A 14,967-nucleotide genomic window follows, 5' to 3' on the forward strand; every position below is an offset into this window, starting at 1 on the left:
AAAGACAAAATAATTACAAAATATGTTTTTTATGAAATTAAATGCTAATAAATAAGGCAGCCTGCCAGATAATGATTTGAACATTTTGTTATATTTTGAATAATTACAATACGCAAAATGGCGTTTTTTTTTGCTTTTTGAGTAAAAAAAATTTGACATTGCCCCCTATTTAATTTAACCAATAGGGGGTCAAGCAAACAAAAAGACAGACAGGAAATCATGCGTCATATCAGCCTGGAAAAAATAGGTACAACAAAAACCACCACTACGATTACCACCGGAACCACAAGTTACGGTGCGGGCTGACGCGTAAAAATAAAATAACCATGAGCCCGTATCCCACAAGATACGGGCTTTTTTTTGGACAAAAATCAGGAGAGGAACATTTAATGAGAGTACTAAAATTTGGGGGCACTTCGGTCGCAAATGACCAACGTGTGCTAAGCGTTGCAGATATCGCCGAGAATGAGCTATCCCTAGGGCAAGTTGCCTTGGTACTCTCTGCGCCAGCAAAGATCACCAACCATCTGGTCGCCATGATTGAAAAAACCGTTTCAGGGCAGGATGTCATTGCCAATATCAATGACGCCGCCCAAATCTTTGCTGACTTGTTACTGGGGCTGAAAGAAAAGCAAACCGGGTTCGACTATGAACGTCTGAAAGGCGTTGTTGAACGTGAGTTCGCTTACCTGAAACAGACATTACACGGCATTTCCTTGCTGAGGCAATGCCCGGACAGCATTAATGCAGCCCTGATTTGCTGTGGTGAGAAACTGTCAATTGCCATCATGGAAGCAGTATTACAAGCTCGCGGCCATAAAGTCACTGTCATTGATCCTGTCAAAAATTTATTGGCGCACGGGCATTATCTTGAATCCACTGTCGATATTCATGAATCTTCCAAGCGTATTGCTGAACTCCATATTCCTGCTGACCATATTATTTTGATGGCCGGTTTTACCGCAGGAAATGAAAACGGTGAATTGGTGGTTCTGGGCAGAAATGGCTCTGATTATTCAGCTGCCGTATTAGCGGCGTGTTTACATGCGAACTGTTGTGAAATTTGGACTGACGTAGACGGTGTCTACACTTGTGATCCGAGAGCCGTTGCAGATGCCCGTTTGCTGAAAAGCATGTCATATCAGGAAGCGATGGAATTATCCTACTTCGGTGCGAAAGTTCTCCATCCACGCACTATCGCCCCCATCGCCCAGTTCCAGATCCCCTGCCTGATTAAAAACACGGCGAATCCTGATGCCCCGGGCACGTTGATTGGCAATGGGCTGCACAACAACGGACAAAACGGACAAAAAAACGAAGAGATGCCAATCAAGGGCATTACCAATCTGAACCACATGGCGATGATCAACGTTTCCGGCCCCGGAATGAAAGGCATGGTCGGGATGGCTGCCCGTGTGTTTTCCGTCATGTCCAGCAAAGGCATTTCGGTGGTCTTGATCACACAATCCTCATCTGAATACAGCATCAGTTTCTGTGTCCCGCACAAAGAGCTGGCGAAAGCGCAGAAGGCTCTGACAGAAGAGTTTTATCTCGAATTGAAAGACGGCGTGCTCGATCCCATTGATGTGATAGATAACCTTGCCATTATCTCCGTCGTTGGGGATGGCATGCGCACCCAACGTGGGATTTCAGCCCGCTTCTTCTCTGCACTGACTCGCGCCAATATCAATATCGTTGCGATTGCTCAGGGTTCTTCCGAGCGTTCCATTTCCGCCGTCATTGAAAATAGCGCAGCGACTACCGCGGTTCGCCTTTGCCACCAAATGCTGTTCAATACCGCTCAGGTTGTTGAAGTCTTCGTTGTGGGTGTAGGCGGAGTAGGAAGCGCCCTCATTGAGCAAATCCGTCGCCAGCAAGTATGGCTCAAACAAAAACACATCGAATTGCGGGTTTGTGGCATCGCCAACTCCCGTGCCCTGTTGACCGATATGCAGGGCATTAATCTGGATAACTGGCAGCAGGCGCTGTCTGAAGCGACTGAGCCATTTAGTCTGAGCCGCCTGATCCGGCTGGAAAAAGAGTACCATTTGCTGAACCCGGTCATTGTTGACTGCACTTCTAATCAGTCAATTGCAGAGCAATACGCCAGCTTCCTCAGTGACGGTTTCAACATTGTGACACCAAATAAAAAAGCCAACACTTTATCAATGGGCTATTACCGCCAGATCCGTCAGGCGGCCGAAAAGTCCAAGCGCAAGTTCTTGTATGACACAAACGTCGGTGCAGGATTGCCTGTTATTGAAAACTTACAAAACCTGCTTAATGCCGGGGATGAATTAGTACAATTCAGCGGCATTTTGTCGGGTTCTCTCTCCTATATCTTCGGTATGCTGGATGAAGGCATGACGCTTTCACAAGCCACCTTGCTGGCAAAAGAGAAAGGCTTTACAGAACCTGATCCACGCGATGACCTCTCTGGCATGGATGTTGCGCGCAAACTGCTGATTCTGGCCCGTGAGGCGGGTTATGAATTGGAGCTGGAAGATATACAGGTTGAACCCGTACTGCCAGCTTCCTTTGATGCCAATGGTGATGTCGATACTTTCCTGCAACGTTTACCACAACTGGATCAGGAATTCAGCCAACGTGCTGTGGATGCCGCAGAACAAGGAAAAGTTTTGCGTTATGTTGGTTTAATTGATCAAGGCCGTTGTACAGTAAAAATGGTCGCTGTAGATGGTAATGATCCACTCTATAAAGTCAAAAATGGCGAAAATGCGCTGGCGTTCTATACCCGTTACTATCAGCCTATCCCGCTGGTACTGCGTGGTTATGGTGCCGGAAATGATGTTACGGCAGCAGGTGTTTTTGCTGATATCTTACGTACTCTGTCATGGAAATTGGGGGTTTAATGGTAGTCAGGGTTTATGCGCCTGCCTCTATCGGGAACGTTGGCGTCGGATTTGATGTCCTTGGCGCAGCGGTTTCTCCCGTTGATGGCTCGTTGCTTGGAGATTGTATCTCTGTCAGTGAGGCTGAAAGTTTCAGCCTGAATAATAAAGGACGATTTGTCGGTAAATTACCCACTGATCCCAAACAAAATATTGTTTACCAGTGTTGGCAGCTTTTTTGTCAGAAACTGGGGAAAACGCTGCCCGTCGCCATGACCCTGGAAAAAAATATGCCGATTGGTTCCGGATTAGGCTCCAGCGCCTGTTCTGTGGTGGCGGGTTTGGTGGCATTGAATGAATATGCCAACCGTCCGTTTGACCGCGACCAATTGCTGGACATGATGGGCGAATTGGAAGGGCGTCTTTCCGGCGGGGTTCATTACGATAACGTCGCTCCCTGCTATTTAGGCGGATTGCAGCTGCTTTTATCTCAGGAAGCGCCTTTTTGTCAGCCAGTCCCTGCCTTTGATGACTGGTTGTGGGTCATGGCTTATCCGGGCATCAAAGTGCCGACATCAGAAGCCCGCGCGATCCTGCCAAAACACTACACCCGCCAGGATATCATCGAGCATGGCCGTCATTTTGCAGGTTTTATTCACGCCTGCCATACCCGGCAATCAGAGCTGGCAGCCAGACTGATGCAAGATGTTGTCGCGGAACCCTACCGCACGAAACTCTTGCCCGGATTCGCCGATGCACGTGATGCGGTCAAGAAATTGGGTGCGCTGGCATGCAGTATTTCCGGCTCAGGCCCAACCCTCTTTACCATTTGTAACGAAATGGCAGTAGCAAAAGAAGTCGCCCAATGGCTGCAACAACATTACGTGCAGAATGATGAAGGCTTTGTACACATTTGCCGTCTGGATCTCGCAGGCGCACGACAGGTAAAGTAACCATGAAACTCTATAACTTAAAAGACAACAGCGAGCAGGTCAGTTTTTCTCAGGCGGTAAAACAGGGATTGGGTAAACAACAAGGTCTCTTTTTTCCACAAGATTTACCTGAATTTAGCCGTGATGAAATTGACGAATTACTGAAACTGGATTTCGTCAGTCGCAGCCAGAAAATTCTCTCTGCGTTTATTGGGGATGAGATCCCCGCAGAACAATTGGCTGCCCGCATTAAAAATGCCTTTGCTTTCCCTGCACCCGTCACACAGGTCGAAGATGATATTGCCTCACTGGAGCTTTACCACGGCCCGACACTGGCGTTCAAAGACTTTGGCGGTCGTTTCATGGCACAAATCCTTGCTCATATTGCGGGAGAACAGCCTGTCACTATTTTGACTGCAACATCCGGTGATACCGGTGCTGCGGTTGCCCATGCATTTTATGGGCTGGATAACGTGCAAGTCGTGATTTTGTATCCCGAAGGCAAAATCAGCCCCTTGCAAGAAAAGCTTTTCTGCACTCTGGGCAAGAATATTCACACTGTTGCCATCAACGGTGATTTCGACGCTTGTCAGGCGCTGGTCAAACAGGCTTTTGATGATGAAGAACTGAAACGTGCCCTGCACCTCAATTCAGCCAACTCCATTAACATCAGCCGTTTGTTGGCACAAATCTGTTATTACTTTGAAGCCGTTGCACAGATCCCAGCAGAAAAACGTGAACAATTGGTCATTTCCGTACCCAGCGGCAATTTCGGTAACTTAACCGCAGGATTATTGGCGAAGTCTCTGGGATTGCCGGTCAAACGCTTTATCGCCGCAACCAACGTCAATGATACCGTTCCCCGCTATCTGGCGGAGGGTGAATGGCAGCCCAACAAGACTGTTGCCACATTGTCCAACGCAATGGATGTCAGCCAGCCTAATAACTGGCCACGCATTGAAGAACTGTTCAGACGCAAAGGCTGGGCACTGAGTGAATTGGCAAATGGTGTCGTGAACGACGATACCACGCAAAACACCATGCGGGAGCTGGCGGCAAAGGGCTATATTTCCGAACCCCATGCAGCCGTTGCTTATCGTATCCTGCGTGATCAGTTACAGGATGGAGAATATGGTTTGTTCTTGGGTACGGCTCATCCGGCTAAATTCAAAGAAAGTGTTGAAGCGACTCTCGGCCAAGCACTTCCCTTGCCCACAGAATTGGCAGAAAGAGCCGATTTGGCCTTGCTCTCCCACTTCCTGCCTGCTGAGTTCTCAACCCTGCGTGAATTCCTGATGGAAAAAGCAGCGAAATAATCAGCGCTCATCACTCCACCCACATGGGTGGGGTGATATCTATAAAATGGGTTAGTGCTGCTCTGGACGAACAAACACCAACTCATCCCCTTTGGAAAGGGAGGCCTCAAAAGTGTATCCTTCCAGATTGAATTCAACCAAACGTGCCGGATCGGTCAGTTTATTCTGAATGATAAAACGGCTCATCAATCCACGGGCTTTTTTGGCATAAAAGCTGATGACTTTGTACTTGCCATTTTTTTCATCCAGAAAAACAGGTTTAATTATTCTGGCTGCCAGTTTTTTAGTATTCACTGACTTGAAATACTCATCCGACGCCAGATTAACCAGAATATCATCCCCCTGTTGTTCCAGTGTGGCATTCAAATTTTCGGTAATGCGGTCACCCCAAAACTTATACAGATCTTTACCCCGGGGATTTTCCAGTTTAACGCCCATTTCCAGACGATAAGGTTGCATCAGATCAAGAGGGCGCAAAACACCATACAACCCCGACAGCATTCTCAAATGTACTTGAGCGAAATCAAAATCGCGGGCAGAGAACGTTTCTGCCTCCATTCCTGTATAAACATCGCCCTTAAATGCCAAAATCGCCTGACGGGCATTTTCCGGCGTAAAATGGGGTTGCCATTCACCAAAACGAGCGGCATTCAAACCTGCCAGCTTATCGCTGATATTCATTAAGCTGCTGATTTGTGCCGGGGTTAATGTTCGGCAGATATCGATCAATTGCTGGGATTCTTCCAACAATTCCGGCTGACTGTATTTTTCTGTCGGGAGCGGACTTTCATAATCGAGGGTTTTTGCAGGTGAAAGGGTAATAAGCATTATTTTTTCCTAACTATTCTTTCCAGGAACTCAGACTCTCTCCACTTTAGCAAAAAAAGATGAAAAGGGGAGAATCTCAGCGATAGGATTTTCCTACCTTACAGTCACGCTTGACCATGTTATTATCACAGGATGGCGAGGCAATGCTGCCAAAGATTTTACGTATAACGATGAGACATTAAACATGACCGATAAACTGACTTCCCTGCGTAAACTGACAACAGTAGTAGCAGATACCGGGGATATCGCGGCGATGAAACTCTATCAGCCGCAAGATGCTACCACCAACCCTTCCCTGATTTTAAATGCAGCCCAAATTCCGGAATACCGTCAACTGATTGACGATGCTGTTGAATGGGCGCGTAGCCAGAGCGATTCCCGTGAGCAGCAAGTTATTGATGCCGGCGACAAATTGGCTATCAATATTGGTCTGGAAATCCTGAAACTGATCCCCGGCCGTATCTCCACTGAAGTGGATGCTCGTCTGTCTTATGACACCGAAGCAAGCGTCGCGAAAGCAAAACGCCTGATCAAACTGTACAACGAAGCGGGTATCAGCAATGACCGCATCCTGATCAAACTGGCTTCCACATGGCAGGGTATCCGTGCTGCCGAACAGCTGGAAAAAGAAGGCATCAACTGTAACCTGACCCTGTTGTTCTCCTTTGCCCAAGCGCGTGCTTGCGCAGAAGCAGGTGTTTTCCTGATTTCTCCGTTCGTCGGCCGTATCTTCGACTGGTACAAAGCGAACGGTGACAAGAAAGAGTTCGCACCTCATGAAGATCCGGGTGTGATTTCTGTTTCTGAAATTTATCAATTCTACAAAGAACACGGCTACAACACCGTCGTAATGGGTGCAAGTTTCCGTAACGCGGGTGAAATTCTGGAACTGGCTGGCTGTGACCGCCTGACCATTTCCCCTGCACTGCTGAAAGAGCTGTCAGAAGCAGAAGGTGAAGTCGAGCGCAAACTGGGCTATGAAGGCGAAGTTAAAGCACGTCCGGCACCAATGACGGAAGCGGAGTTTTATTGGGAACACCATCAGGATGCAATGGCAACTGAAAAACTGGCGGAAGGCATCCGTAAGTTTGCGGTAGACCAAGGCAAACTGGAAAGCATGATCGCAGACCTACTGTAATCTTAAGCGCTAAGCGATACGCTATTTTTCCTGTAGAAAGGCGACATCATAATGAGTCGCCTTTTTTATCTATTATTGAGGTTTATATGAATGAATTGCGCATTGGCCTCGTCTCCGTTTCTGATCGGGCCTCAAGCGGTGTTTATCAGGACAAAGGGCTTCCGGCACTGGAAGCGTGGCTGAAAAAAACCATCACCACTCCTTTTAGTGTAGAAACCCGCCTTATTCCTGACGAACAGATTTTGATTGAACAAACCCTGTGTGAATTGGTCGATGAATTGGGATGTCATTTTGTACTGACCACCGGAGGCACCGGACCAGCGCGTCGGGATGTCACGCCGGATGCGACGCTGGCGATTGCGGATCGTGAAATGCCCGGATTTGGGGAGCAAATGCGTCAAATCAGCCTACAGTTTGTTCCCACGGCAATCCTGTCCCGTCAGGTCGGCGTGATCCGTAATCAGGCATTGATCCTGAATCTGCCCGGGCAACCTAAAGCCATCGCGGAAACACTGGAAGGTTTAAAAGATGAGAATGGCAAGGTGATAGTATCCGGCATTTTTGCCAGCGTTCCTTATTGCATCCAACTGCTGGATGGCCCTTATATCGAAACTGATGAATCTGTTGTCGCCGCCTTCAGACCAAAGAGCGCCCGTCGTTGATTCACCAAAGGTTCTGAGTTTTTCAGAACCTTTGTGGCGGATTATTCACTCAAGCTGCCACCTTGGGTTTCAATGACTTGCTTATACCAATGGAAACTCTTTTTGCGGCGGCGTTCCAGCGATCCCGTTCCTTGTTCATTCTGATCAACATAGATATAACCATAGCGTTTGGATATCTCACCTTTTGAGGCGCTGACCAAATCAATCGCGCCCCAACTGGTATATCCCATAATATCCACCCCATCTTCAATCGCTTCCCTGACCTGAACAAGATGATCATTGAGGTATTGAATACGGTAGTCATCCTGAATACTGCCATCGGCTTCTGGCGTATCTTTGGCACCCAGACCATTTTCAACGATAAATAAGGGCTTCTGGTAACGATCCCACAATAGATTCAATAACGTGCGTAAACCGAGGGGATCTATCTGCCAACCCCATTCAGAGCTGGGTAAATGAGGGTTAGTTATCATATGCAGGATATTGCCCTGCTGTTTCAGGTATTCCGACTCATCCGCGGTTGTACAGCCACTCATGTAGTAACTGAATGAAATAAAATCGACGGTGTTTTTCAAATCTTGTCGATCTTGCTCTGTAATAGCCAGCTCAATGCCATTTTCACGGAAATAACGCAGCATGTAACCAGGATAATTTCCCCGGCTCTGAACATCACCAAAAAATAACCATTTTTGATTTTGCTGAAGCGTTGCCAGCACATCTTCCGGTTTACACGTTAATGGGTACATCAAGCCGCCAAGCAGCATATTGCCAATCCGGGCTTCAGGAATGATTTCATGGCACAATTTCACCACACGTGCACTGGCAACCAATTGATGATGGATCGCTTGATAGATTTCAGATTGACTGCTGCTTTTCGGTAACCCGACCCCAGTCATTGGCTCATGCAACGACATATTGATTTCGTTGAATGTCAGCCATAATTTCACTTTTTCCTGATAACGGGTGAATACCGTCCGCGCATAGTGTTCAAAAAAATCAATCAGCTTGCGATCCCCCCAGCCACCGTATTTTTTGACCAATGTCCACGGCATTTCATAATGAGATAACGTGATCACAGGTTGAATGCCATACTTGGCCATTTCATCGAACACGCTGTCATAAAATGCCAACCCGGCTTCATTAGGCTGGGTTTCATCACCATGGGGAAAAATACGGCTCCATGCGATGGACGTCCGCAGGCATTTAAACCCCATTTCTGCAAATAACGCGATGTCTTCGGGATAGCGGTGATAGAAATCGATGGCGATATCTTTGAGGCATGCAGTTTTATTTACCGTATCACGCTCGATAACAGGGCCAATAATGCCTTGTGGCATCACATCTGACGTAGACAGACCCTTTCCATCCGTCAAATAAGCACCTTCAACCTGATTGGCAGCAAGCGCGCCTCCCCACAGAAAGTGTGTTGGGAACTGTTTCATTCAAATGTCCTCTTATGAATACTTATGATGAATATTTAACGAATAATAATGGCGAACCTTTTTCCACTTTTGATGCCGCAATTTTTGATGCAGCAAGGCACTCTATTGATGAATCGTTCTCATTGTTACTGACAATAACCGGCGTCGTAAGATCAAAACCTGCGTCCAAAATGGCTTGCCTATCAAATTGAATTAACGCCTCTCCCGCTTTCACGAAAGCATCTTGTTGCACCAATGCAGTAAAATATTTCCCGTCCAATTTGACGGTATCGATACCGATATGGATCAACACATCAATGCCGGACTCACTTTTAATGCCAATGGCATGCTTGGTTTGGAATAATGAAACAACTTGCCCCGTTACCGGAGAGAAAATACATCCTTCTTCTGGAATAATCGCCACGCCCTGCCCCAATAATCCGCTGGCAAATGCCGGGTCCTTAACCTGTTCCAATGGTATGACACACCCATTGGCTGGCATGAATACGCAATGACTGCCGACGGGCTGAGATTCAGGCTGGCTTTCATCGGCTTGTTTTTCAACGGGCGGAGTAGTGACTGCGGGCAGGCCGAACATCCATGTCAATGCGACAGAAATAAAAAATGCCAGCAATGTGCCGATAATCGCTCCCCAGACGGTATGATTGATGCCTGATGGCGGGATCATTTGCATAAAGGTAAAAATATTGACTATTCCCATGGAGTAAACTGCGCTTTGGTAATAACCAACAACAAAGCCACCCGCCGCCCCGGCGGCGCAGCCAAAGATAAAGGGGCGCCGGTAAGGGAGGGTTACGCCATAAACCGCAGGCTCAGTGATGCCGAAAATCCCCGCCGTCACAGCAGAACCGGATAACACTTTCAATTTTGCGTCCCGGGTTCGCAGGAAAACCCCCAACGCCGCTCCCGCTTGTCCTATGACCGCAGGTAACAGCAAAGGAGCAAGTGTGTCGTGCCCCATGACCGTGATGTTATTGATCGCAATCGGCACTAATCCCCAATGCAGGCCAAACATGACACAAACCTGCCAGATGGCTCCCATGACTGCCCCCGCCAACGCCGGAGCAAATCCATATATAGCTTGATAACCCTGAGCCAATAATTGACTTAACCATTCTGCGGTTGGTCCAATAATAAGAAAAACAAGGGGAACGACCAGCATCAGGCAAACGAGGGGGGTGATAAACAATTTGATTGTGCTCGGGAGACGGGCATCCAGTTTTTTTTCTACCTCACAGCTCACCCAAGAAGCAAAAATAATCGGGATCACCGAAGAGCTGTAATTCAGAAAGGAAAGAGGAATTCCCAGAAAGTATTCCGTCGTACCACCAGCGGCAGTTGATGCCTCAAAGGCAGAGGTAATCAGAGGATGAACCAATGCACCGCCAATCCCCATCGTAATAAAAGGGTTGCCGCCAAATTTTTTACCCGCGGTATAACCCAGTAACAACGGAAAAAAGTAAAACAATGAATCACTGGCAGCATACCAGATACGATAAGTTCCACTATCTTGTGAAAACCAATTCAGGGTAATGGCAACCGCCAGAAATCCTTTCAAGATACCAGAAGCCGCCATGATGCCTAAAAAAGGGGTAAAAATGCCCGAAATGATATCGATAAAACGCTCAAATAATTTATCCTTCTTACCTGCTGTCTTTGTCTCTGATGGCGTTTCATCATTCGGTGCCAATACTTGCTGAATTGCCTGATAAACCCCTTTCACTTCATTGCCAATGACAACCTGAAATTGCCCCCCACTTTCCAGCACCATAATAATGTCGGGATTGGCTTTTAATTTGTCGATATCGGCAAGTCTATGATCCTGTAATTTAAAACGCAGTCGGGTTGCACAATGGATAAGGCTGACAATATTCTCTTTACCGCCAACACCTTCAAGTATTTCTCGAGTCAATATCGGGTAATTCATGCCATTTCCCTCATTTACACACCGTATTTACGCGCTGTACTGTTTCCAAAATAGGCTTGTTGCAAAATCATTCAGGTCCAGCTGAAAAAAACCTGACAATGCCATCTTCCCTTGTCGGGGAGATAATCACTGTCAGGTTTTGCCTGCACCCATAACGGGCCGCAGTAACAATCCTGTCTATCGACACCGGTTTCTAAACTGTTTTTTCACTATTTTCAGTACTCAGTTTTCCAACACTCAGTTCATGCTGTCTTTCCTGACTCTTTCAATATGAATCGCAAGGAACATGGTTTCTTCAGAGGTTAATTCCCGTTGGTATTGCATCGCAAAGAAGTGGCTGATTTTCTCTGCGCATTGCCATGCAATGGGATAATGATTCATGACGGTTTCATGCAGACCAAGATCGTCATCAGGCACAGGCGTTTGTAACAACATCCGCTGTACAAAAAACTTCAAATGAGTCACAAAACGTTGATAGCTCAGCATCTTTTCATCGTAATTTATCCGCAGCTGATATTTGGTGATATTCAGGATCTCGTGCATGATTTGCGTAATGTTCATGACTTCGGGCATGTCACTGTTTAATTGTGCATTAACCAAATGCAGAGCAATGAATCCGGCTTCATCTTCTGCCAAACGTATTCCTAAACGTTTTTCAATAATATCTAACGCTTCCCCGCCCAATGCATATTCCCTGGGATACAATCGTTGAATTTCCCAAAGCAAATTATTGCGGATAAAAATTCCCTGTTGTTGACGCTCAATAGCAAAATGACAGTGATCGGCCAGTGTGATGTAAAGACTATCCTGTAGCTTACCCAGCTGTGTTCTGACACCAGAAATAATCAGGTCACAGGTTGTAATCACTTCTAAAGGAACATGATCAAGCAATTCGCTCAAGTGCGATACCCAACCACAACGCTGAAGCCTGAAAACTTTCTCAATCAATTCTTTATTTAATGATTCTCCCGCGCGTTTCTGAAACCCAATGCCACACCCCATCACGACTTGTTCACATTGATGTGCATCAAGGGTGACGACGGCATTGTTATTAAGAATTTTAGTAATTTTCATCGTAAAAAGCCCCAGAAACAAAAAAACCTGAACTCTGGCAGATGCCAATGGATCAGGTTTTGCCTGCCTACGCAGTAACAATCAATTTCTAATTCTATCTGCTTTTAGTCACACCTCAATTTGTGGACAATAGAAATGTGATTATGATCTCGGGATAAAATATCAATTCTCGTGACTCGGATAAGACGAATTAAATTGGATTTATTTTAAGGTTTCACTTCAATATCCATTCCTGCCTCTTTCCATCCCAAAAATCCTTTTTTAAATCTGCGGGCCTTAATGCCCTTGGCGTGAAGCAAGGCCAACGCATTAGCAGAAAGTATGCAATAAGGGCCACGGCAATAAGCGATCAAATTTTGATGGGAAATTAATTCATCCAACCTGTTTTCCAGCTCATCGACTGGAATATTAATGGCATCGGGCAAATGGCCTTGTTCAAATTCCTCTTTCGGCCTGACATCCAGTAAAGTCATGCTCTTTTCTTTGATTCTGTCCAGCAACTCTTCCCTGGAAATCGCTTCTTGGTTGCTTGCATCATCGATCAACCTGCGCATTTCTGCCCGGTTAAATTCAGCATATTGCCGAAGCGCGGAAATAATTTCCATGACAGGGCCTTCTCCCCGACGATAAAACACATGTTTGCCGGATTTTCGTGATTGAAGCACGCCAGCGCGTTTAAGCTGCTGAAGGTGCTGAAGGTGCTGGGAAGTATTGGCAATGGACAAACCGGAAAGTTCTGACAAATGTTCCACGGATAGCTCTGTATCAGCCAGACACTCAAGCAGTGTCAGTCGATGGACATTTCCCAGAACCTTAGCAATTTCAGCAACCTCAACAAAAATTTGTTTATCAAATATTGACATCAATCTTCCAATATTATTACATTCAATAAAATTATTGATTGTGATAATATCAGAGTTTTTCGGGCTTTTCGAATGCCAGCATATATCCAATGAATCGCAGGACAAGTGAATAACTGGCTAACCTTCTTTTGGTGTTGGCTTATATTTATCCGCACTGATTTATCAGTACTTCTCATAACATTATTCTCATGATTTCATATTTAAATTACCGTCGGTAAACTTTATCGATGGCTATTTGTAACCAGCCATTTTTCAACGGCTATTTATCAACAGGAATGGTTTATTAATTCCATCGCATTTGTTTTATTTCCCAGAACAATTATTAGGGTGTATAAGAAAAAAATTTAACCTTCTTAGTTAACAGAATAAAATAGTTAAATAAAAGTCAGGCCTTGCACGCTTGCCTTAAATTCCTATCATAGACAGTAATAACCTCTATTTCTGCCTTAACCTATCCTATAAATCGCTACAATCGTTTTATTCAAAAAATTGCAGGATAAATACCTTTTAATATAGCATAAGTTTTATTTTCATCTTGCTCCATTCCGATGCGGAGTATGGAAAATAATAATAAAAACCTCATTTTATAACTATAAATCGGTAACTTATGTCACAACAACACAATCGTTCATTAAACAAGCAGGACTATAAAACTCTGTCTTTGGCTGCCTTAGGTGGTGCATTGGAGTTTTACGATTTTATTATCTTTGTTTTTTTTGCCATGACACTCGGAGAACTCTTTTTCCCTGCTGATATCCCTGAATGGCTCAGGCAACTACAGACATTCGGTATTTTTGCAGCGGGTTATCTGGCCCGGCCTTTAGGCGGGATCATCATGGCTCACTTTGGTGATTTGGTGGGCCGCAAGAAAATGTTCTCGCTCAGCATATTGCTGATGGCTTTGCCGACACTCACCATCGGAATGCTGCCGACTTACGATACGATTGGCATTGCAGCGCCTATTCTGCTCTTGCTGATGAGAGTCATGCAGGGAGCGGCAATTGGTGGTGAAGTGCCCGGAGCATGGGTATTCGTGGCAGAACATGTTCCCCGCAAACGCATCGGCTTTGCCTGTGGTATCCTGACCGCCGGTTTGACGATGGGGATTTTGTTTGGCTCCCTTGTGGCAACCATCATTACATCCCTTTATGACAAGCAAGAGGTATTGGATTGGGCATGGCGTCTGCCATTCTTCCTCGGCGGGTTCTTCGGCCTGTGTGCCATGTACTTGCGTCGCTGGTTACATGAAACGCCTATCTTCAAGGAAATGCAGGAACGCAAGGCATTGTTTGACGGATTGCCGCTGAAAGCCGTAGTTTTCAATCACAAACGTGCTATTGCTGTCTCCATGTTTCTGACATGGTTGCTGTCCGCGGGTATCGTGGTCATTATTCTGATGACACCGACCTATATGCAAACCGTTTTCCATCTGGAACAATCGCTGACCCTGAAAGCAAACAGTCTGGCCATTATCTCACTCGCGATTGGCTGTATATCCGTGGGATACCTGTGTGATAAATGGGGAGCGAGTATTGTATTGATCGTGGGCTGCATTCTATTAGCCGCTGCAACCTGGTTTTTCTACCACAATATCAGCCATGAACCACTCAAGTTATTTAGCATATATTCCACCCTTGGACTGATTGTCGGCGTCATCAGTGCAGCGCCGTTTGTGATGGTCAACAGCTATCCGGCAGAAGTCAGATTCAGTGGTATTTCATTTTCATATAATATGGCCTATGCCATTTTCGGTGGCCTGACGCCAATCCTCATTACCCTGTTGCTGAGATACACTTCTCTGGCGCCTGCTTACTATATTATGGCCTTATCCGCTGTCGGTGTTTTATTGGGGCTGTATCTCAGAAAAGGGAAGGTGTGGACTGAGCATAAAACAAAATAATGCACTCCGGCAGGAACGGACATTTAAAAACAG

General features: G+C 46.0%; 11 protein-coding genes and 1 other annotated feature. Of the genes, 6 read left to right on the top strand and 5 right to left on the bottom strand.

Translation table 11 applies throughout. The features are described 5' to 3' along the window. Positions 1-243 precede the first annotated feature (243 nt). Positions 244-363 (top strand) — a sequence feature (Thr leader region). 26 nt (positions 364-389) lie between these two features. From thrA to thrC, 3 genes are read left to right on the top strand one after another with little or no spacing between them, the layout of a single operon-like run. Further along, positions 390-2,873: a bifunctional aspartate kinase/homoserine dehydrogenase I gene (gene thrA / locus Xsze_RS01035; protein WP_038238612.1), complete on the top strand. Its 2,484-nt coding sequence runs from the start codon at positions 390-392 to the stop codon at positions 2,871-2,873. After that, positions 2,855-3,805 carry a homoserine kinase gene (gene thrB / locus Xsze_RS01040; protein WP_071991784.1) on the top strand — a complete coding sequence of 317 codons (951 nt, stop codon included), beginning with the start codon at positions 2,855-2,857 and terminating at the stop codon, positions 3,803-3,805. Before thrA ends, thrB begins: the two co-directional genes overlap by 19 nt. Positions 3,806-3,807: 2 nt before the next feature. Next, positions 3,808-5,100 (top strand): threonine synthase, encoded by a 1,293-nt coding sequence (thrC, locus tag Xsze_RS01045; RefSeq protein ID WP_038238618.1) that lies wholly within the window; start codon positions 3,808-3,810, stop codon positions 5,098-5,100. A gap of 51 nt (positions 5,101-5,151) precedes the next feature. Here the strand turns inward: thrC and yaaA are convergent, their stop codons facing one another. After that, positions 5,152-5,928 (bottom strand): peroxide stress protein YaaA, encoded by a 777-nt coding sequence (yaaA, locus tag Xsze_RS01050; protein ID WP_038238620.1) that lies wholly within the window; start codon positions 5,926-5,928, stop codon positions 5,152-5,154. A gap of 184 nt (positions 5,929-6,112) precedes the next feature. Here yaaA and tal point away from each other — a divergent pair, with 184 nt between their 5' ends. Both tal and mog read left to right on the top strand, forming a co-directional pair. Next, a complete protein-coding gene (gene tal, locus Xsze_RS01055; protein WP_038238622.1) occupies positions 6,113-7,066 on the top strand; it encodes a transaldolase in 954 nt (317 codons plus the stop codon). Between the two features lie 86 nt (positions 7,067-7,152). After that, positions 7,153-7,728, top strand: coding sequence for a molybdopterin adenylyltransferase (mog, locus tag Xsze_RS01060; RefSeq protein WP_038238624.1), 576 nt, complete (start codon positions 7,153-7,155; stop codon positions 7,726-7,728). A gap of 41 nt (positions 7,729-7,769) precedes the next feature. Here the strand turns inward: mog and Xsze_RS01065 are convergent, their stop codons facing one another. The 4 genes from Xsze_RS01065 to Xsze_RS01080 all read right to left on the bottom strand — a co-directional run bounded on the left by Xsze_RS01065 (position 7,770) and on the right by Xsze_RS01080 (position 13,034). Continuing rightward, complete coding sequence (locus tag Xsze_RS01065) at positions 7,770-9,170, bottom strand: glycoside hydrolase family 1 protein (RefSeq protein WP_038238627.1); 1,401 nt, start codon at positions 9,168-9,170, stop codon at positions 7,770-7,772. 22 nt (positions 9,171-9,192) lie between these two features. Next, complete coding sequence (bglF, locus tag Xsze_RS01070; RefSeq protein WP_038238629.1) at positions 9,193-11,097, bottom strand: PTS beta-glucoside transporter subunit IIABC; 1,905 nt, start codon at positions 11,095-11,097, stop codon at positions 9,193-9,195. Positions 11,098-11,334: 237 nt separating this feature from the next. After that, positions 11,335-12,171 carry a BglG family transcription antiterminator LicT gene (gene licT / locus Xsze_RS01075; RefSeq protein WP_038238693.1) on the bottom strand — a complete coding sequence of 279 codons (837 nt, stop codon included), beginning with the start codon at positions 12,169-12,171 and terminating at the stop codon, positions 11,335-11,337. Between the two features lie 206 nt (positions 12,172-12,377). Beyond that, a complete protein-coding gene (locus Xsze_RS01080) occupies positions 12,378-13,034 on the bottom strand; it encodes an ArsR/SmtB family transcription factor (protein WP_038238631.1) in 657 nt (218 codons plus the stop codon). A 607-nt stretch (positions 13,035-13,641) separates the two neighbouring features. Here Xsze_RS01080 and Xsze_RS01085 point away from each other — a divergent pair. After that, on the top strand, positions 13,642-14,934 hold the full coding sequence (locus Xsze_RS01085; protein WP_038238633.1) for an MFS transporter: 1,293 nt from the start codon (positions 13,642-13,644) through the stop codon (positions 14,932-14,934). The last annotated feature ends 33 nt before the right edge of the window (positions 14,935-14,967 follow it).

Origin of the sequence: Xenorhabdus szentirmaii DSM 16338, from assembly GCF_002632585.1 — a bacterium.
Classification (GTDB): Bacteria; Pseudomonadota; Gammaproteobacteria; order Enterobacterales; family Enterobacteriaceae; genus Xenorhabdus; species Xenorhabdus szentirmaii.

Bases quoted from the DNA above. Each gene is read 5' to 3' on its own strand.
- thrA (WP_038238612.1), top strand. From the start codon at position 390: ATGAGAGTACTAAAATTTGGGGGCACTTCGGTCGCAAATGACCAACGT.
- thrB (WP_071991784.1), top strand. From the start codon at position 2,855: ATGGAAATTGGGGGTTTAATGGTAGTCAGGGTTTATGCGCCTGCCTCT.
- thrC (WP_038238618.1), top strand. From the start codon at position 3,808: ATGAAACTCTATAACTTAAAAGACAACAGCGAGCAGGTCAGTTTTTCT.
- yaaA (WP_038238620.1), bottom strand. From the start codon at position 5,928: ATGCTTATTACCCTTTCACCTGCAAAAACCCTCGATTATGAAAGTCCG.
- tal (WP_038238622.1), top strand. From the start codon at position 6,113: ATGACCGATAAACTGACTTCCCTGCGTAAACTGACAACAGTAGTAGCA.
- mog (WP_038238624.1), top strand. From the start codon at position 7,153: ATGAATGAATTGCGCATTGGCCTCGTCTCCGTTTCTGATCGGGCCTCA.
- Xsze_RS01065 (WP_038238627.1), bottom strand. From the start codon at position 9,170: ATGAAACAGTTCCCAACACACTTTCTGTGGGGAGGCGCGCTTGCTGCC.
- bglF (WP_038238629.1), bottom strand. From the start codon at position 11,097: ATGAATTACCCGATATTGACTCGAGAAATACTTGAAGGTGTTGGCGGT.
- licT (WP_038238693.1), bottom strand. From the start codon at position 12,171: ATGAAAATTACTAAAATTCTTAATAACAATGCCGTCGTCACCCTTGAT.
- Xsze_RS01080 (WP_038238631.1), bottom strand. From the start codon at position 13,034: ATGTCAATATTTGATAAACAAATTTTTGTTGAGGTTGCTGAAATTGCT.
- Xsze_RS01085 (WP_038238633.1), top strand. From the start codon at position 13,642: ATGTCACAACAACACAATCGTTCATTAAACAAGCAGGACTATAAAACT.